This window comes from Cupriavidus taiwanensis LMG 19424 (genome assembly GCF_000069785.1).
Lineage (GTDB): Bacteria > Pseudomonadota > Gammaproteobacteria > Burkholderiales > Burkholderiaceae > Cupriavidus > Cupriavidus taiwanensis.
This window is the reverse complement of the sequence record NC_010528.1, coordinates 816,599-835,391: the sequence shown is the minus strand read 5'-3', so window position 1 is coordinate 835,391 and position 18,793 is coordinate 816,599. Positions and strand designations below refer to the sequence as shown.

Sequence of the window (18,793 nt, the reverse complement as noted above, 5' to 3'; positions counted from 1 at the left end):
CCGCATGCTCACCCGCTCTCTCCTGCGCGACCTGGTGGCTGGCATCCTGGTGGCCTCGGGCCTGGTCGGCGCGGTAGCCACCAGCCATGCCCAGGTCGCGTTCTGGCAACAAATCCGTTCCGACGGCCGGCCCGCCCGGGTCCAGGCTGGCGATGGCTGGCAAACGGCCAGCGTGCGCGCCGAAAGCCGTGAGCACGTGCAGGCGCAGATCGACCGGATGGAGGCGCGTGCCCGCGCCGACGACCGCCTCAGCGGCCGCCGCGCCGCGCTGGCCAATGCCCGCGACGACAATCGCGGCCGCGGTCAGGAGCGCAACCCGGCCACTGACGTCCGCAACGAGCCCCGACAAGGCCAGATCGGCCCCGGCTGGCAGGCGCGCGGTCGCGACAACGGCCGCTGATCGACGCTGACGCCGTCCCCTGCCCTGGCCCGCCGGTAGCCGGCTGAATGCCGCGCCGCGCTGCGCCGCGGAACTCCGCCCCCACCCGGCCTGTCTCTACTTAAGTGTGCACCCCGATTCCGGGCGCGCGCACAGGCTGCCGCCCGGCGCTGTCCGGGGCTCACAGCGTGCCGTCATGTGCGGACGGCAATCGAACTGACCTGCCTCTGCCCGACACCTCCTGCCGGACCCGACCAAGACGGCCCGGGCGCAGCCTCCAGAATGACAATAATTCTGTGAGGTTTGTCATGTCACCCCTGCTTAGCGACCTGGCCGAACATGCGGGCCAGCTATCGCTGTCTGTTCTGTTCATGGGCATCCTGACCCTGGTGCTGTACAGCGAAACTCATATCAGCGAGCACGCGTCCGCCTTCATCCGCGGCCTGCTTGCCAGCGGCTGGCATTAGTGCCGCTTGCCGCGCCTTTTGACGCACCCCCCTTCGTGTGACGGACTGCCGGCGTACAATGTGGGCCGGCCGGTACCCTTGTGCCGCCGCTGCTGCGCCGGCGCACCGCCGGCCCGCATGCCCAGGCTTGAAACCCTATTCCCGACCATGTCCGCAGCCACGCCAGCCCGTCACGCCTCCCCGCTCGCCGCGCCGTCCGCGCGCGGCAAATCGAAGCTGCTGACCGTGGCGCTGGCCTTCCTGTTCGGTAGCCTGGGCGCACACCGCTTTTACCTGGGCGGCCTGCGCGACGTCTATGGATGGGCGCACCTGCTGGCGCTGCTGGCCGGCGCCATCGGCGTGGCCTCCATGGCCACCGGCGCGGGCGCTCCGGCGTTGAACTGGACCTTTGCCGTGGCCGGCGGCATTTCTGTCATCAGCGCCTTCCTGGCGGCCATCGTCTACGGGCTGCGTCCCGACGACAAATGGGATGCCCGCTTCAACCCGCACGGCAAACCCACGCGTTCGGGCTGGCCGGTGGTGATCCTGGTGATCCTGTCGCTGCTGATCGGCACCGGCCTGCTGATGGCGGGGCTCGCCATCAGCTTCCAGACCTTCTTCGAATCGCAGGTCGAGGCCGCGCGCGAACTGTCGCAATAGGCGCTGCGCGCTGGCACCCCGTCTCGCGCATCGCTTGTGCGCGATCAAGGCGGCCGCAATCGCCGGTTTCTCTTTCCTCCAATTCGCCCATACTGGTAGAGCCGTCCGATCCTGGAGGCGTGACGCGCGGCGAGGCTATGCCCCGGCAGCGCAAAGGAGCAGGAATCGACATGCCAAGCTATGAGGAAGGACGCCTGGCGGCGATCGCCGTCAGGCTGGCGCTGTCCTCGGGACTGCCGCCATCGAGCGCGAAGGCCGCGCTGGAACTCGCCAGCAGCATGATCGGCGACCAGCAGGCCACTGCAGCCGCTCTGAAGGCTCAGAACAGCGAACCCTGCGGATCGTCCTTGCCGCGGGGGCCCGCCACCGGCGGGCGAAAACGCGAAGTATCCAGTTCAAACCGGTTGTAGCGGAAGCCGAGCCGTTCGGCGGCCTTGTAGAAGCGCTGGCGCAGCAAGTCCGCCCACACGCCGGTTCCGCGCATGCGCGTGGCAAAGCTGGCATCGTAGGCTTTGCCTTCGCGCATGTCGCGCACGCGGTTCATGACGCGTTCGGCGCGATCCGGGAAGTGCGCCTGCAGCCATTCCTCGAACAGCGGCCGCACTTCCCACGGCAGCCGCAGCACAATGTAGTTCGCATACACGGCGCCCGCCTCGCGCGCCGCTTCCAGCACGCGCTCCAGGTCAGGTTCGGTGATGAAGGGGATCACCGGCGCGATGCTGACCCCCACCGGGATGCCGGCATCGGTCAGCGTGCGGATGGTGCGCAGCCGCCGCGACGGCGTCGCCGCGCGCGGCTCGAGCGTGCGCGCAATGCCGGCGTCGAGCGTGGTGATGGTGAGCGCCGCCACCGCCAGCCGCTTGGCCGCCATCGGCGCGAGCAGGTCGATATCGCGCTCGATCAGTGAAGACTTGGTAATCAGCGCCACCGGGTGATCGCAGTCGTGCAGCACTTCCAGCAGGCGGCGCGTGATGCGCTGTTCACGCTCGATCGGCTGGTACGCATCCGTGTTGACGCCCAGCGCAATGGTCTCGCAGCGGTACGACGGCCGCGCCAGCGTCTCGCGCAGGCGCTCGGCGGCATTGGTCTTGGCATAGAGCTGGGTCTCGAAATCCAGCCCCGGCGACAAGTCCAGGTAGGCGTGCGTCGGCCGGGCGAAGCAATAGATGCAGCCATGCTCGCAGCCGCGGTAGGGATTGAGCGATACATCGAACGGCACATCCGGCGACGCATTGCGCGTCAGCACGGAACGGGCGCGCTCGACATGGACCTCGGTGCGCAGCGGCGGCAGCGGAGCGTCGTCCCCGGCCGGCGCGGCATCGGCTGCCCGGGCGATGTCTTCCGGGGCAGGGCCCCAGCCGTCGTCGAACGCTTCGCGCTGGTCGCGCTCGAAACGCCCCTGCAGGTTGCTGACGGCACCGCGGCCCTTGCGCGCCACGGGCGGGCGCGCGCCGGCCTGCGGCGCCTGGGCGTCGGGATCGGCCTCGCGCCGCGTCGCGCTGGCGGCGGGTCTGGCGGGGGATTTGGGTTTTGGCGGGGGGCGCTCCATGCTGGCCTTCGTTACGCGGCCTGGCTCTTCTCCTCGACCGAGATGGCCAGTGTCTCCTTGATCTCTTCCATCACCACATAGCTCTTCGACTGCGCCGCGCCCGGCAGCTGCAGCAGGATGTCGCCCAGCAGCCGGCGGTACTCGCCGATCTCGCGGATGCGCGCCTTGATCAGATAGTCGAAATCGCCCGACACCAAGTGGCATTCGAGCACTTCCGGAATGCGCAGCACCTCGCGGCGGAATTGCTCGAACATATTGCCCGACTTGTTTCCCAGCGAGATCTCGACGAACACCAGCAGCGCGCTGCCCAGCAGTGCCGGGTTCAGCCGTGCGTAGTAGCCCATGATGACACCATCGCGCTCCAGGCGCTTGACGCGCTCGATGCACGGCGTGATGGTCAGCCCGACCGCCTCGGCCAGGTCTTTCATCGACATCCTGCCGTCGCTCTGCAGCGCGGTCAGGATCTTGCGGTCGAGCCGGTCGAGCGTGCGCTGGGGCTGGCGACTCGTTCTCATGAGTTTTTCCTGTTTTCCTGAGAAATTCGGTAACTATGACTGGTATGCATTCAATAGTATAGAGACAAATCCTCTATACCGTAGTCATCGCAGTTGGAGCCCCCGAAATGCGCGTTCTCGTACTTGGCAGTGGCGTGATTGGCGTCACCAGTGCGTGGTACCTGGCCAAGGCCGGCCATGAAGTGACCGTGGTCGACCGCGAGGCCGGACCCGCGCTCGGCACCAGCTTTGCCAATGCGGGCCAGATCTCGCCCGGCTACGCGTCGCCGTGGGCCGCGCCCGGCGTGCCGCTCAAGGCGATCAAGTGGATGTTCCAGGAACACGCGCCGCTCAGCATCCGTCCGGACGGCACGCTGTTCCAGCTGCAATGGATGTGGCAGATGCTGCTGAACTGCAGCGCCGGGCGCTATGCCGTCAACAAGGAGCGCATGGTGCGGCTGGCCGAGTACAGCCGCGACTGCATCCGCGCGCTGCGCGCGGAAACAGGCATTGCCTATGAAGGCCGCCAGCAAGGCACGCTGCAGGTGTTCCGCACCGACGAGCAGCTGCACGGCGCGGCCAAGGACATCGCGGTGCTGGAACAGGCCGGGGTTCCCTACCAGTTGCTTTCGCGCGAAGAACTCGCCGCGAGCGAACCGGCGCTGGCCGCCGTCCGCCACAAGCTGGCCGGCGGCCTGCGCCTTCCCAATGACGAAACCGGCGACTGCGCGCTGTTCACGCAACGCCTGGCCAACATGGCCAGCACGCTTGGCGTCCGCTTCCTGTACAACCGCTCGATCGACGGCCTGATGAGCCAGGGCGATGCCGTCACCGGGGCCGTGGTCGATGGCGAGCCGATGTCGGCCGACCTGGTGGTGGTGGCGCTGGGCAGCTGGTCGACGCAGCTGGTCAAGCCGTTCCTGCGCGGCATGTCCAACCTGCCGGTCTATCCGCTCAAGGGCTTCTCGATCACGGTGCCGCTGACCGATGCCTCGCGCGGGCCGGTATCGACGGTGCTGGACGAAACCTACAAGGTAGCCCTGACACGTTTCGACGACCGCATCCGCGTCGGCGGCATGGCGCAGATCGTCGGCTATGACCGCAGCCTCGACCCGGCCAAGCGCCGCACGCTCGAGCATGTGGTGACCGACCTGTTCCCGGGCGCCGGCGATGTCAGCCAGGCCACCTTCTGGACCGGCCTGCGCCCCATGACGCCGGACGGCACGCCCATCGTCGGCCCGACCCAGGTGCGCGGCCTGTGGCTGAACACTGGCCACGGCACGCTCGGCTGGACCATGGCATGCGGCTCGGGCAAGCTGCTGTCGGACCTGGTGTCGGGCAAGTCCCCCGCGATCCGCGCCGACGACCTCTCGGTCAGCCGCTACCTGAAGCCAGCGCGCCATCACCTGGCGCCGCGCCCGGCGGCCGCCTGATACAAGCCGGACCCGCCAGCAAAAAGGGCGACCTTGCGGGTCGCCCTTTTTTCGATGCGCCTGCGCGCGTAACGCTCAGAACTGCTCGGCGCTCAACGCATTGACCGGCGCCCCGCCGCTGACCACGGCATCGCGCAGTCCCGATGCCTGCGACAGGATGTGCTCGGCAAAGAAATGCGCGGTCGCGATCTTGGCTTCGTGGAAGGCCGGATCGTCCGCCCGTTTCGCGTCAGCGGCCAGCATGGCGCGGCCGAACTGCCAGCCGGAGAACACGATGCCGCACAGCTTCAGGTAAGGCACGCTGCCGGCAAACACGGCATTCGGGTCCGACTTGGCATTGGCGACGACGAATTCCACCACGGCTTCCAGCGCGGCGCGGCCCCTGGCCAGTTGCGCCTGCACCGCGGTGAAGGCGGCGCCGCCGTGCCGGCCCAGCGCGGCCTCGGTCTCGGCGATCTGCGCGCAGATCGCGCGGGCGACGGCGCCGCCGTCGCGCACGGTCTTGCGGCCGACCAGGTCGTTGGCCTGGATCGCCGTGGTGCCCTCGTAGATCGGCAGGATGCGCGCGTCGCGGTAGTGCTGCGCCGCGCCGGTTTCCTCGATAAAGCCCATGCCGCCGTGCACCTGCACGCCGAGGCTGGTGACATCGATCGACAGCTCGGTGCTCCAGCCCTTCACCACCGGGACCATGAACTCGTAGAACGCCTGGCTCTGCCTGCGCACGGCTTCGTCGGGATGCTGGTGCGCCGCGTCGCTGGCGGCCGCGGCCACGTACGCCACCGCGCGCGCGCCTTCGGTCAGCGCGCGCATGGTCATCAGCATGCGCTTGACGTCGGGATGGTGGATGATCGTCACCGCCTCGCGCGCGGACCCGTCCACCGGGCGGCTCTGCACGCGCTCGCGCGCGTACGCTACTGCCTGCTGGTACGCACGCTCGGACACCGCGATGCCCTGCATGCCGACCGAGAAGCGCGCCGAGTTCATCATGATGAACATGTACTCGAGGCCACGGTTTTCCTCGCCCACCAGCGTGCCGATCGCACCGCCATGGTCGCCGAACTGCAGCACCGCCGTGGGGCTCGCCTTGATGCCCAGCTTGTGTTCGATCGAGACGCAATGCACGTCGTTGCGTGCACCGGTGCTGCCATCGTCATTGACCAGGAACTTGGGCACGATGAACAGCGAGATACCCTTGACGCCTTCGGGCGCGTCGGGCGTGCGGGCCAGCACGAGATGCACGATGTTCTGTGCCATGTCGTGCTCGCCGTAGGTGATGAAGATCTTGGTGCCGAACACCTTGTAGGTGCCGTCGCCCTGCGGCTCGGCGCGGGTGCGCACCGCGGCCAGGTCCGAGCCCGCCTGCGGCTCGGTCAGATTCATGGTGCCCGTCCACTCTCCCGAGATCAGCTTGGGCAGGAAGGTGGCCTTCTGGGCGTCGGAACCCGCCGTCAGCAGCGCCTCGATGGCGCCGTCGGTCAGCAGCGGGCACAGCGCGAACGACAGGTTCGCGGTGTTGAGCATCTCGTTGCACGCCGTGGCGATCAGCTTGGGCAGGCCCTGGCCGCCGAACTCCTGCGGATGCAGCACGCCCTGCCAGCCGCCCTCGCCGAACTGGCGGAAGGCCTCCTTGAAGCCGGGCGTGGTGGTGACCACGCCATCCTTCCAGCTGCTCGGGTCGAGGTCGCCGGCGCGGTTCAGCGGCGCGACCACCTGCTCGTTGAACTTGGCGGCCTCGTCGAGCACGGCCTCGGCCGTCTCGGGGGTGGCTTCCTCGAAGCCGGGCAGCTGGCTGACGGCCTCAAGGCCGGCCAGTTCGTTCATGACGAACAGCATGTCCTTGATCGGCGCACGGTAGGTCATCGATGTCTCCCAACATGTATGAAAAAGCCGTTCACGGGTTGCCCCCGGAACGGCTCGTAACTTGCTGCCTTCGGCGGTCCGTGCCGGCCGCGGCGCGGCCGGCGAAGCCTCAGCCCAGTGCTGCCACCAGCTCCGGCACCACCGTGTTCAGGTCGCCCACCAGGCCGTAGTCGGCCACGGAGAAGATCGGGGCCTCGGCATCCTTGTTGATCGCGACGATCACCTTGGAGTCCTTCATGCCGGCCAGGTGCTGGATCGCGCCCGAGATACCGACGGCGATATACAGCTGCGGCGCGACGATCTTGCCGGTCTGGCCGACCTGGTAGTCGTTCGGCACGAAGCCGGCGTCCACCGCGGCGCGCGAGGCGCCCAGCGCGGCGTTCAGCTTGTCGGCCAGCGGCGTCAGCACCTTGGTGTAGTTCTCGCCCGAGCCCACGCCACGGCCACCGGAGACGATGATCTTGGCGGCGGTCAGTTCCGGGCGGTCGCTCTTGGCCACTTCGCGCGAGACGAATTGCGAAACGCCAGCGTCGGCCACGGCCGGCAGGGTTTCGACGGCGGCCGAGCCGCCTTCGGCGGCGGCGGCATCAAACGCGGTGCCGCGCACGGTGATCACCTTGATCTTGTCTTCCGACTTGACCGTGGCGATGGCGTTGCCGGCGTAGATCGGGCGCTCGAAGGTGTCGGGGGCGTCGACCTTGGAGATTTCCGAGATCTGGGCCACGTCCAGCTTGGCGGCCACGCGCGGCAGGATGTTCTTGCCGTACGGGGTGGCCGGGGCCAGGATGTGCGAGTAGTCGTTGGCGATGGCCAGCGCCTGCTCGGCCACGTTCTCGGCCAGGCCGTCGCCGAAGTACGGGGCGTCGGCCAGCAGGACCTTGGTCACGCCGGCGATCTTGGCAGCGGCATCGGCGGCGGCCTTGGCGTTGGAACCGGCCACCAGCACGTGCACGTCGCCGCCGCATTGGGCTGCGGCGGTCACGGTGTTCAGCGTGGCGCCCTTGATCGATTGATTGTCGTGTTCAGCAATGACGAGTGCAGTCATGTTCTCTCTCTCCCCGCGCTCAGATAACCTTGGCTTCGTTCTTCAGCTTCTGCACCAGCGTCGCGACGTCCGGCACCATCACACCCGCGCTGCGCTTGGGCGGCTCGACCACTTTCAGGGTCGACAGGCGCGGCTTGACGTCGACGCCGAGGTCTTCCGGCTTGACGGTGTCGAGCGGCTTCTTCTTGGCCTTCATGATGTTCGGCAGCGTGACGTAGCGCGGCTCGTTCAGGCGCAGGTCGGTCGTCACCACGGCCGGCAGCTTCAGCGACAGCGTTTCCAGGCCGCCGTCGACCTCACGGGTCACCGAGGCCTTGCCGTCGGCCACCACCACCTTCGAGGCGAACGTGGCTTGCGGCAGGCCGGCCAGCGCGGCCACCATCTGGCCGGTCTGGTTGGAGTCGTCGTCGATGGCCTGCTTGCCCAGGATCACCAGTTGCGGCTGTTCCTTGTCGATCAGCGCCTTCAGCAGCTTGGCCACGGCCAGCGGTTGCAGGTCTTCGTTCGATTCCACCAGGATGCCGCGGTCGGCGCCGATGGCCATCGCGGTGCGCAGGGTTTCCTGGCACTGCGTGACACCGCACGACACGGCGACCACTTCGGTGACAACGCCGGCTTCCTTCAGGCGCACGGCCTCTTCCACGGCGATTTCGTCGAAGGGGTTCATGCTCATCTTCACGTTGGCCAGATCGACGCCCGAACCGTCCGCCTTGACGCGGACCTTGACGTTGTAATCCACCACCCGCTTGACTGCGACGAGTACTTTCATGCGCTCACTCCACTGATAGCTGATAGTCAGAAATTTTGTTCGCTCGTCATTATAACCACCGGGTCGGCGGCTCTCCTGTTTTTCGAACGATCGTACTATTTTATCGGCAAAATGATGCCGGGCATAGGCCCGGCACCCTTTTTACCGGTTGGACGATTGTGCCGCAAAGCCAGGCCTGCAGGCCTCGTCCGATTGGATGAAACCCTCGAGTGACGCCGGCTTACCAGGCGGTAATGACGGAGTCCTTGAAGGTCGATGTGACGTATTGCTTGATTTCCGGCGAGTGGTAGGCCTTCACCAGCTTGGCCACCCAGGGCTTGCCCTTGTCGGCCTCGCGGATCGCGATCAGGTTGGCGTACGGCCCCTTCGGGCCTTCCATGGCGATCGCGTCCTTGGTCGGCGACAGGCCGGCCGATTCCGCGTAGTTGCCATTGATCGCCGCGGCATCGAGGTCGTCCAGCGAACGCGGCAGCTGCGCGGCGTCGAGTTCGACGATGCGGATCTTCTTCGGGTTCTCGGCAATATCCAGCGGCGTCGCCTTCAGGCCGGCGTTCGGCTTGAGCTTGATCACGCCCTTGCTCTGCAGCAGCAACAGGCCGCGGCCACCGTTGGTGGGGTCGTTGGGCACGCCCACGCGCGCGCCCTGCTTGAGCTGGTCGAGCGACTTGATCTTCTTCGAGTACACGCCCATCGGGAAGGTCACCGTGTACGCGATGTGCGTGAACTTGTAGCCGCGGTCCTTGATCTGGGCTTCCAGGTAAGGCAGGTGCTGGTAGCTGTTGGCATCCAGGTCGCCGGCGGCCAGCGCGGCGTTGGGCTGGATGTAGTCGCTGAACTCGACCACCTGGATGTTCAGGCCGTCCCGGGCGGCGACCTTCTTCACCTGTTCCATGATCTGGGCGTGGGGGCCGCCGGTGACGCCGATCCTGATCGGCTTGTCCTGGGCGATCGCGCCGGTGGCCAGCGAGGCGCCGAGCGCGGCGCCGAGCATCCATTGCAGCAGGTTGCGACGTTGCATGATGTGCGTTCCTATCTCGAAAAAAATCTGGTTCAGCGGTGACTGATGCGGCGGACCAGCCAGTCGCCGAAGCTCTGCACCGCCTGCACGAACACGATGAGAATCACCACCACCGCGACCATCACCTCGGTAATGTAGCGCTGGTAGCCATAGCGGATGCCCAGGTCGCCCAGGCCGCCGCCGCCGATTGCCCCGGCCATGGCCGAGTAGCCGACCAGGCTGACGAAGGTGATGGTCAGGCCCGCGACGATGCCGGGCATGGCCTCGGGCAGCAGCACCTTCCATACGATCTGGCCAGTGGTGGCACCCATCGACTGGGCCGCCTCGACCAGGCCCTTGTCGACCTCGCGCAGTGCGCTTTCGACCAGGCGGGCAATGAACGGGATCGCCGCGATGGTCAGCGGCACGATCGCCGCGGTGGTGCCGATCGACGAGCCGACGATAAAGCGCGTGAACGGGATCACCACCACCAGCAGGATGATGAACGGGATTGAACGCACCGCGTTGACCACCACGCCGATGGCGCGGTTGAACAGCGGATGCGACAGCACGCCGCCGCGGTTGGTCAGGTGCAGCAGCACGCCCAGCGGCACGCCCAGCAGCGCGCCGACCACGCCCGAGATCGCCACCATCAGCAGGGTCTCGTTGAACGAGGTCAGGAACAGGTCAAACATTTCAGACCACATGCTCGAACTCCTCCACCACGACGCCTTGCGCCTGCAGGTATTCCATGGCTGCCTTCACGTCGGCCAGTTCGCCGGTAGCCATGATTGCCAGCGAGCCGAAGGCCTGGCCCTGGATCTCGTCGATGTGGCCGTGCAGGATATTGAAGTCCAGCCCGTAGCGGCGGATCGCCTGCGCCAGCACCGGCTGGTCGACGCCCTCGCCGGTGAAGGCCAGGCGATAGACGTGGTCGCGCCCGTTGCCGAGCCGGCTTTCGACGCGCTTGAGCACGCTCGCCGGCAGCTCCTGCGAAATGACATCGCCGATCATGGCGCGCGTGACGTCGTGCTGCGGACGCAGGAACACGTCGATCACGCGGCCGGTCTCCACCACCTGGCCGGCCTCGAGCACGGCCACGCGGTCGCAGACCTGCTTGATGACCTCCATCTGGTGCGTGATCATCACGATGGTCAGGCCCAGCTCGCGGTTGATCTGCTTGAGCAGGTCCAGGATGGAACGGGTGGTTTCCGGGTCCAGCGCGGAAGTCGCCTCGTCCGACAGCAGCACCTTGGGCTTGCTTGCCAGCGCGCGCGCAATGCCCACGCGCTGCTTCTGCCCGCCGCTGATCTGCGCCGGGTAACGGTCCTTCAGCGCCGACAGGCCGACCAGGTCCAGCAGCGGCAGCACGGTGGCGGCGATCTCCGCTTTGGGCTTGCCGGCCAGTTCCAGCGGCAGCGCCACGTTGTCATAGACGGTGCGCGACGACAGCAGGTTGAAGTGCTGGAAAATCATGCCGATCTCGCGGCGGGCCAGGCGCAGCGCGCCGTTGTCCAGCGCGGTCAGGTCCTGGCCGGCAACGACGACGCGGCCGCTGGTGGGCCGGTTCAGCAGGTTGATGGCGCGGACCAGCGTGCTCTTGCCCGCGCCGCTGCGCCCGATGATGCCGAAGACCTCGCCCGCCGCAATCGACAGGCTGACGTCCCGCAATGCATGCACGTCGCCAGACGCGCCCGGGAAGCGCTGCGACAGTCCTTGCAGTTCGATCATGGAAAGGTGACCAAAAGAAAACGGCAACAGGCGAGGGATCTCCAGCGCTGTTGCCGCTCGTTATTTTTCTGAAGCGCGTATTTTATGCGATTCGCTTCATACCTTAAACGACTTTTTGCCGATGTCTTTATGCGTTCCCGGCATATAAAGACCCGACAAGTCGATCAGGAATCACGCCAGGACGGCGACCGCTTGTCGATAAAGGCCTGTACGCCCTCCAGCGCGGCATCGTCCATCATGTTGCACGCCATGGTCTGCCCGGCCAGCTGGTAGGCCGCCTCGATGCCCATCTCGAGCTGGCGGTAGAACAGCCCCTTGCCGGCGGCGACCGCGGCGGCCGGCTTGGCACAGATGCTGGCGGCCAGCCGTGCCACCTCGTCGTCCAGGCCGTCGGCCGGCACCACCCGGTTGACCAGCCCGCGCTCGCGGGCGCTGGCGGCATCGATCATGTCGCCGGTCAGCAGCATCTCCATGGCCTGCTTGCGGTGCAGGTTGCGCGACAGCGCCACGCCCGGGGTCGAACAGAACAGCCCCAGGTTGACACCCGACACGGCAAAGCGCGCATCGTCCGCGGCCACCGCCAGGTCGCACATCGCCACCAGCTGGCAGCCCGCCGCGGTGGCGATGCCGTGGACCCGCGCGATCACAGGCTGCGGCATCTGCTGGATCGCCATCATCATGCGCGTGCAGCGGTCGAACAGGCGCCGGTAGTAATCGTGCGACGGCGCCGCGCGCATCTCGCGCAGGTCATGTCCGGCGCAGAAGGCCTTGCCCGCGCCCGCCAGCACCACCACGCGCACACTGTGGTCGGCGGCGAGCCGGCGCAGCGCATCGGTGAGCGCATCGAGCAGCCCTTCGGACAAGGCGTTGAACGCCTGCGGCCGGTTCATGGTCAGGCGCGCCACGCCGGCGGCGTCGCGCGATTCGGTCAGCAGCGGCGCGTCGACGCGCGCATCGTTCTCGGCCATGGCGGCGGTCTCCTAATGCTCCAGCAGCACCTTCAGGTGGGCCAGCACGCTGCGGCCCAGCGCGCTCAGGTTGTAGCCGCCCTCGAGGCAGCTGACGATGCGGCCTTGTGCATGGACGCGCGCCACGTCGACCAACTGGCCCGTGATCCACGCGTAGTCCTGCTCCACCAGGCCCATCTGCCCCAGGTCGTCCTCGCGGTGCGCGTCGAAGCCGGCCGAAATGAACAGCATCTGCGGACGGAATTCATGCAGGCGCGGCAGCCAGATGGTCTCGACCACTTCACGCACCGCCATGCCGTTGCTGTAGGCCGGCAGCGGGATGTTGACCATGTTTGGCGCCAGGTGCTCGGTGCCGCTGTAGGGATAGAACGGGTGCTGGAAGATGCTGCACATCATCACGCGCTCGTCGCCGCGGAACGCCGCCTCGGTGCCGTTGCCGTGGTGCACGTCGAAGTCGATGATCGCCACGCGCTCCAGCCCGTGTGCCTGCAGCGCATGGCGCGCGGCGATGGCCACGTTGTTGTAGAAGCAGAAGCCCATGGCGCGGCCCGGTTCGGCGTGGTGGCCGGGAGGTCGCACGCAGCAGAACGCGTTCTCGAACTCGCCGGCGATCACCGCATCGGTGGCCGCCACCGCCGCGCCCGCGGCCAACGTGGCGGCGGCAAGCGTGTGCGCGTTCATCGAGGTGTCCGGGTCGATCGCGTGGTAGCCGCTCGCCGGGCTGGCGCTTTCGAGCGCGTCGACGTGCTCTGGCCGGTGCACGCGCTCGAGCTGCTCGCGCGTGGCGGGCGGCGCCTCGCGGCGCTCCAGCAGGCCGTCCAGGCCATGCGAAATCAGGTGATCCTCGATCGCCTGCAGGCGCTCCGGGCATTCTGGATGGAAGTGCCCCATTTCGTGCCGCTGGAACTCGGGGTGCGTGTAATAGCCTGTCGGCATCTCTTATCGTCGCAGTGGGTCGCAATGCGCCGCCATGTTGTCTCCAAACGTTACGTTAGCACAGGGCAGGCCTGGCCACCCAGCCGCGCCGACGCGCCATGCCGGGCCTGCCGCGAGCACGGATGGCGCAGTGGCATCCGCTATACTCGGTGCGACTTGCAAAGGACACCATGACCGACACCCAGCGCTCACTGCGACGCCCCCTGCTGGGCGCCGCGCTTTCCGCTGCCGCACTCGGACTCTGCGGCCTCTCCCCCAGCCTGCTCGCCGCCGGCAAACGCCGCGTCAGCCTCCGCGAGGAAGAGATCGAACCCGGCCGCTACCGCGACAACCCGCAGGCACGCGCCTTTATCGACGAAATGGTGGCGCGCCACGGCTTCGACCGCGGCATGCTGCAGGACTGGTTCGGACAAGCAGTCTACTCGGCCACCGTGGTCCGGCTCATCATGCCGCCCGCCACCACGGGCCGCAAAAGCTGGCGCACGTACCGCTCGCGCTTTATCGAGCCGATCCGCATCAATGCGGGCGTGCGCTTCTGGCAGGACAACCGCGACACGCTGCGCCGGGCCGAGGCCGAGTTCGGCGTGCCGGCCTCGGTCATCGTCGGCATCATCGGCGTCGAGACCATCTACGGCCGCGACATGGGCTCGTTCCGCGTGCTCGATTCGCTGTCGACGCTGGCGTTCGACTACCCCGCCACGCCCAACCGCGAAGCCCGCAGCACCCTGTTCCGCAACCAGCTGGCCGATTACCTGCTGTGGTGCCGCGACACCCGCACCGACGTCTACTCGGTGCTGGGCTCGTATGCCGGCGCCATCGGCATTCCGCAGTTCATGCCGACCAGCCTGCGCGAATACGCCCTCGACTACGACAACAACGGCCATATCGACCTGCGCAACAGCCCCACCGATGCCATCGGCAGCGTGGCGCGCTTCCTGCAGCTGCATGGCTGGGAGCCGGGCCGCCCGGTGGTGTGGCGCATCGCCCCCGACGACGGCAGCCTGGGCGTGGCCACCGCGGCAGCCGATGGCGAGCCGTGGCCGACGCGCACCCTGAACCAGCTGACCCGCGCCGGGCTGCGCGTGGACGAGCCCATCAACCTGGCGCGCGAAGGCGAAACCGGCGTGCTGGTGGTGGACCTGCCCACACCCGACCAGCCCACCGAGTACCTGCTGGGCCTGCGCAACTTCTACGTACTGACGCGGTACAACCGCAGCTTCTTCTATGCGCTGGCGGTGTACCAGCTGGGCGAGGCGGTCAAGGCAGCCATGGGCTGACGCGGCACACGTCAAGGCACAAGGCACAAAGCACAAAGGCCTCGCATCCGCGAGGCCTTTTTCTTTTCTTGCTGCGCCGGTCTCAGGCCGGGAACACGCCGGTCGACAGGTAGCGGTCGCCGCGGTCGCACACCACGAAGACGATGGTGGCGTTTTCGACTTCCTCGGCAACGCGCAATGCCACGCACAGCGCACCGGCGGCGGAAATGCCGCAGAAGATGCCCTCTTCGGACGCCATGCGGCGCGCCATGTGCTCGGCATCGCCCTGGCTCACCGGCTCGGTGCGGTCGATGAAGCTGGGGTCGTAGATCTTGGGCAGATAGGCTTCGGGCCACTTGCGGATGCCCGGAATGCGCGAGCCTTCGGCCGGCTGCGCGCCAACGATCTGGATCTCGGGGTTCCGCTCCTTGAGGTAGCGCGACACGCCGGTGATGGTGCCGGTGGTGCCCATCGCCGAAACGAAATGGGTGATGCGGCCGTCGGTATCGCGCCAGATTTCGGGGCCGGTGCCCTCGTAATGCGCCTGCGGGTTGTCCGGGTTGGCGAACTGGTCGAGGATCACGCCCTTGCCGTCGCGCTCCATCGAGTCCGCCAGGTCGCGCGCATACTCCATGCCGCCCTTGACCGGCGTCAGGATGATCTCGGCGCCGTAGGCCGCCATGCTTTGGCGGCGCTCGAGGCTGAGGTCCTCGGGCATGATCAGCACCATCTTGTAGCCGCGGATGGCGGCCGCCATGGCCAGCGCGATGCCGGTATTGCCCGAGGTCGCCTCGATCAGCGTATCGCCCGGCTTGATGCGCCCGCGCGCTTCGGCCCGGGCGATCATCGACACCGCGGGGCGGTCCTTGACGGAACCGGCCGGGTTGTTGCCTTCGAGCTTGCCGAGGATCACATTGCCGCGCGCGTCGTTGGCAGCGCCGGGGATGCGCTGCAGTCTGACCAGCGGCGTATTGCCGATGGTGTCTTCAATTGTCTTGTAGGCCATGGGGCGAAGGAAGGTCAAAACGGGGGATGCCGGGGGATTCCAGTGCGCCGGCCATTGTAATCCAGACCCCTATCCCACGCCGGCGGGCGGGACTTGCGCGCACCGCCCGCTGCCGCGTGCCTTTGCCCGCCCGGCTCAGTCTTCCTCGCGCTTGCCTTCTCCCAGCAGGTGGTACAGCAGGATGCAGCCGAAGGTCGCGGTGCCGATGCCGCCCAGCGTCATGCCGCCCAGCTTCAGCGTCAGGTCGCCGGCCGCCACCGTCAGCGTGGCGCCCACCGTGATCAGGTTGCGCGAGCTGGAGAAATCCACGTGGTTCTGCACCCAGATGCGGCCCGCGGTGGCGGCGATCAGGCCAAACACGACGATGGTCAGGCCACCGATCACCGGCCCCGGGATCGTCAGGATCAGCGCGCCGAACTTGGGCGAGAAGCCCAGCAGGATGGCCACCGCGGCCGCCACCACGAAGATCAGCGTCGAATAGATCTTGGTGACCGCCATCACCCCCATGTTTTCGGCATAGGTGGTCACGCCGGTGCCGCCGCCGCTGGCCGACAGCATGGTGGCGATACCGTCGCCGATAAAGGCGCGGCCGATGTACGGATCCAGGTTGCGGCCGGTCATCACGCCGATGGCCTTGATATGGCCAAGGTTCTCGGCCACCAGCACGATCGCCACCGGCGCGATCAGCAGCATGGCGTTGAGTTCGAAGGTCGGCGCGGTGAACGCCGGCATGCCGAACCAGCTGGCGGCGGCCACGCCGGAAAAATCGATCGGCTTGCCCAGGCCCATCACATTGGTGCCCAGGTAGTAGGCAAGATAACCGGCCAGGCCGCCGATGAGCACCGGCAGGCGTCCGATCATGCCGGGCGCGCGTACCGCGACCAGCCCCACCGCGACCACGGTCAGCAGCCCCACCCAGGTATCGAGCGCCGCACCGCTGACCGCCTTGACCGCCACCGGGGCCAGGTTCAGCCCGATCGCCGCGACGATGGCGCCGGTCACCACCGGCGGCATCAGCTTTTCCACCCAGGCGTAGCCCGCCGCCTGCACGACCAGCCCGATCAGCGTGTACAGCGCGCCCGCGGCGATGATGCCGCCCAGCGCCACCGGGATATTGAGGTTGGGGCCGCTGCCGGCATAGCCGGTGGCGGCGATCACCACCGCAATGAAGGCGAAGCTGGAGCCCAGGTAGCTCGGTACCCGGCCGCGCACGCACAGGAAGAAGATCAGCGTGCCGATGCCGGAAAACAGGATGGCGATATTCGGGTTGAAGCCCATCAGGATCGGCGCGATGGCGGTCGAGCCGAACATCGCCACCACGTGCTGGATCCCGGCCAGCAGCGTCTGCCCCGCGGGCAGGCGCTCATCGGGCCCGATCACACCTTCGGTCTTGAGCCGCCATTGCGGCAGGAATCCCGCGTCCTCGCCATTCGCCATATCGTCTTGCTCCCTGTGGTCCGGGCTGGCCACCGGATCGGCGGCCGCCGCGCTTGTGCCTGGTTGTTTGGTTGTGCCGGTCGGCAGCCGCGCGGCAGGACCTGCCTGCGCGGCGTCCGCATGATACTCCGCCGCCACGGGGCCTGCGAAGCCGGTGACCTGTAGCACAACGCATACCAGCAACAATGCACCCGGCCGAGGCACGACCGGGCGCAGGGCAGCAATGCTAGGCTAGCGGGCCGGCTTGGCCGGCGCGGGCGCTGCCTTTGCCCCTTTAGCCAGCGCCGGCGTGGCAGCGGGCGTAGCAGGTGGCGCAGCGGATGGCGCGGCGGTGGCCGCCCCCTTGCCGGCGATGGTCAGGCCGGCGTCCTGCAGCTTGGTCACGGACTTCGGACCGATGCCGCTGACGCGCTCGGCCAGGTCGGCGGCGTCCTTGAACGGCCCGCGTTTGTTGCGCTCCTCGACGATGTGGCGGGCCGTGGCCGCCCCCACACCCTTGATCGAGGTCAGCGCCGCCTCGTCCGCGGTGTTGACGTCGACGGCGGCGCGCGCGGTGCCGCCGGCAAGCAGGCAGAAGGTTGCCGCGAGGGAGATCAGGGAATAACGCCGGGCAAGTTGCCGGATCCAGTGCATGGCCATGAAGGCTCTCCTTTCCTGTGGATGGTCTGAGGTACCACCCCCGCCGGGGCGGCGAGGTCAGGTCAGGATAGGGGCGCGCCGCGCGGGCGGCGCATGCGGCAACAAAAGTTGACAGCGGCCGCACGAAAGCGTGTCGGGCGCCGTGAGGCAGGGACGACGCGGGGTTCAGCCGTTGCGCTCGAGCAGCCAGCGGCAGTAGCGCGCCACGCCTTCTTCAACGCTCAGGAAGCGCTCGCTGTAGCCGGCGCCGCGCAGCTTGGACACGTCCGATTGCGTGAAGCACTGGTACTTGCCGCGCAGGGCGTCGGGAAACTTGACGTACTCGACCAGTCCTTCCTGGACCAGGTCGTCCAGCGACAGGGGCGGCTTGCCTTCGGCTTCGCGCAGCGTGTTGACCACGGTGGCGGCGATATCGTTGAACGGCTGGGCGCGGCCAGTGCCCAGGTTGAAAATGCCGGACTTCTCGGGGTGGTCGAAGAAGAACAGGTTGACCTTGACCACGTCCTCCACCGAAATGAAATCGCGGCTCTGCATGCCGGGACCGTAGCCGCCGTATTCGCCGAACAGCTTCACCGTGCCGTCGGCGCGGAACTGGTTAAAGTTGTGGAACGCCACCGACGCCATGCGGCCCTTGTGCGTTTCGCGCGGCCCGTACACGTTGAAGTAGCGGAAGCCGACGATCTGCGACAGCGCCGACGGCAGCCGGCGGCGCACGATCTGGTCGAACAGGAACTTGGAATAGCCGTACACGTTCAGCGGACGCTCGAACTCGCGGTCTTCGCGGAACACCTGCGAGGCGCCGTAAGTGGCCGCCGACGATGCATAGAGAAACTGCGTGCCCTGCTCCAGGCAGCTTTCCATCAGCGACAGCGTGTAGCGGTAGTTGTTCTCCATCATGTAGCGGCCATCGGTCTCCATGGTGTCGGAGCACGCGCCTTCATGGAACACCGCGCGGACCTTGCCGAACTCGCCTCGGGCAAAGCGCGCGAGGAAGTCCTGCTTGTCCAGGTAATCGGAGATCTCGCAATCGACCAGGTTGTGGAACTTGTCGGCACGGGTCAGGTTGTCGACGGCGATGACGTTGGTCTCGCCGCGTTCGTTCAGGCCCTTGACGAGATTGCTGCCGATAAAACCCGCGGCACCGGTGACGATGATGGTCATGGTCGGATCAAAAGAGGACGCCGCGCC

Annotated in this window: 19 protein-coding genes; 5 read left to right on the top strand and 14 right to left on the bottom strand. The window is 67.3% G+C overall.

All coding sequences use genetic code 11. The features are described 5' to 3' along the window. Positions 1-4: 4 nt before the first annotated feature. The 3 genes from RALTA_RS03875 (at position 5) to RALTA_RS03870 (ending at position 1,485) form a co-directional block, all read left to right on the top strand. Positions 5-400, top strand: coding sequence for a hypothetical protein (locus tag RALTA_RS03875; RefSeq protein ID WP_012352112.1), 396 nt, complete (start codon positions 5-7; stop codon positions 398-400). Between the two features lie 287 nt (positions 401-687). Beyond that, positions 688-846, top strand: coding sequence for a hypothetical protein (locus RALTA_RS30610; RefSeq protein WP_012352111.1), 159 nt, complete (start codon positions 688-690; stop codon positions 844-846). Positions 847-993: 147 nt separating this feature from the next. After that, entirely contained in the window at positions 994-1,485 is a 492-nt protein-coding gene (locus tag RALTA_RS03870; RefSeq protein WP_012352110.1) for an NINE protein, read from the top strand. 319 nt (positions 1,486-1,804) lie between these two features. On the opposite strand, the gene RALTA_RS03865 is transcribed toward RALTA_RS03870, so the two are convergent. After that, positions 1,805-3,034, bottom strand: coding sequence for a PA0069 family radical SAM protein (locus tag RALTA_RS03865; RefSeq protein ID WP_012352109.1), 1,230 nt, complete (start codon positions 3,032-3,034; stop codon positions 1,805-1,807). 11 nt (positions 3,035-3,045) lie between these two features. Continuing rightward, positions 3,046-3,549: an Lrp/AsnC ligand binding domain-containing protein gene (locus tag RALTA_RS03860; protein ID WP_012352108.1), complete on the bottom strand. Its 504-nt coding sequence runs from the start codon at positions 3,547-3,549 to the stop codon at positions 3,046-3,048. Between the two features lie 107 nt (positions 3,550-3,656). On the opposite strand from RALTA_RS03860, the gene RALTA_RS03855 reads away from it, so the two are divergent. Further along, positions 3,657-4,961, top strand: a complete 1,305-nt coding sequence (locus RALTA_RS03855; RefSeq protein ID WP_012352107.1) for a D-amino acid dehydrogenase — start codon at positions 3,657-3,659, stop codon at positions 4,959-4,961. A 75-nt stretch (positions 4,962-5,036) separates the two neighbouring features. Here the strand turns inward: RALTA_RS03855 and RALTA_RS03850 are convergent, their stop codons facing one another. The 8 genes from RALTA_RS03850 to RALTA_RS03815 all read right to left on the bottom strand — a co-directional run bounded on the left by RALTA_RS03850 (position 5,037) and on the right by RALTA_RS03815 (position 13,267). Continuing rightward, positions 5,037-6,821: an acyl-CoA dehydrogenase gene (locus RALTA_RS03850; RefSeq protein WP_012352106.1), complete on the bottom strand. Its 1,785-nt coding sequence runs from the start codon at positions 6,819-6,821 to the stop codon at positions 5,037-5,039. A 109-nt stretch (positions 6,822-6,930) separates the two neighbouring features. Next, positions 6,931-7,866, bottom strand: a complete 936-nt coding sequence (locus RALTA_RS03845) for an electron transfer flavoprotein subunit alpha/FixB family protein (protein WP_012352105.1) — start codon at positions 7,864-7,866, stop codon at positions 6,931-6,933. A gap of 19 nt (positions 7,867-7,885) precedes the next feature. After that, on the bottom strand, positions 7,886-8,635 hold the full coding sequence (locus RALTA_RS03840) for an electron transfer flavoprotein subunit beta/FixA family protein (protein ID WP_012352104.1): 750 nt from the start codon (positions 8,633-8,635) through the stop codon (positions 7,886-7,888). Positions 8,636-8,855: 220 nt separating this feature from the next. Further along, positions 8,856-9,653 carry a MetQ/NlpA family ABC transporter substrate-binding protein gene (locus RALTA_RS03835; protein ID WP_012352103.1) on the bottom strand — a complete coding sequence of 266 codons (798 nt, stop codon included), beginning with the start codon at positions 9,651-9,653 and terminating at the stop codon, positions 8,856-8,858. Positions 9,654-9,685: 32 nt separating this feature from the next. After that, entirely contained in the window at positions 9,686-10,339 is a 654-nt protein-coding gene (locus tag RALTA_RS03830; RefSeq protein WP_012352102.1) for a methionine ABC transporter permease, read from the bottom strand. After that, positions 10,329-11,363 carry a methionine ABC transporter ATP-binding protein gene (locus tag RALTA_RS03825; RefSeq protein ID WP_012352101.1) on the bottom strand — a complete coding sequence of 345 codons (1,035 nt, stop codon included), beginning with the start codon at positions 11,361-11,363 and terminating at the stop codon, positions 10,329-10,331. Before RALTA_RS03825 ends, RALTA_RS03830 begins: the two co-directional genes overlap by 11 nt. 164 nt (positions 11,364-11,527) lie before the next feature. Continuing rightward, entirely contained in the window at positions 11,528-12,331 is an 804-nt protein-coding gene (locus tag RALTA_RS03820) for an enoyl-CoA hydratase (RefSeq protein ID WP_012352100.1), read from the bottom strand. A gap of 12 nt (positions 12,332-12,343) precedes the next feature. Then, entirely contained in the window at positions 12,344-13,267 is a 924-nt protein-coding gene (locus RALTA_RS03815; RefSeq protein WP_012352099.1) for a histone deacetylase family protein, read from the bottom strand. A 170-nt stretch (positions 13,268-13,437) separates the two neighbouring features. On the opposite strand from RALTA_RS03815, the gene mltB reads away from it, so the two are divergent. After that, positions 13,438-14,544, top strand: coding sequence for a lytic murein transglycosylase B (gene mltB, locus RALTA_RS03810; protein WP_041232071.1), 1,107 nt, complete (start codon positions 13,438-13,440; stop codon positions 14,542-14,544). Between the two features lie 82 nt (positions 14,545-14,626). On the opposite strand, the gene cysM is transcribed toward mltB, so the two are convergent. From cysM to rfaD, 4 genes are all read right to left on the bottom strand, one after another. Further along, on the bottom strand, positions 14,627-15,529 hold the full coding sequence (gene cysM, locus RALTA_RS03805) for a cysteine synthase CysM (protein ID WP_012352097.1): 903 nt from the start codon (positions 15,527-15,529) through the stop codon (positions 14,627-14,629). A 135-nt stretch (positions 15,530-15,664) separates the two neighbouring features. Next, a complete protein-coding gene (locus tag RALTA_RS03800; RefSeq protein WP_012352096.1) occupies positions 15,665-16,966 on the bottom strand; it encodes a solute carrier family 23 protein in 1,302 nt (433 codons plus the stop codon). 231 nt (positions 16,967-17,197) lie between these two features. Next, positions 17,198-17,605 (bottom strand): ComEA family DNA-binding protein, encoded by a 408-nt coding sequence (locus RALTA_RS03795; protein ID WP_012352095.1) that lies wholly within the window; start codon positions 17,603-17,605, stop codon positions 17,198-17,200. A gap of 165 nt (positions 17,606-17,770) precedes the next feature. After that, positions 17,771-18,766 (bottom strand): ADP-glyceromanno-heptose 6-epimerase, encoded by a 996-nt coding sequence (gene rfaD, locus RALTA_RS03790; RefSeq protein WP_012352094.1) that lies wholly within the window; start codon positions 18,764-18,766, stop codon positions 17,771-17,773. Positions 18,767-18,793 lie beyond the last annotated feature (27 nt).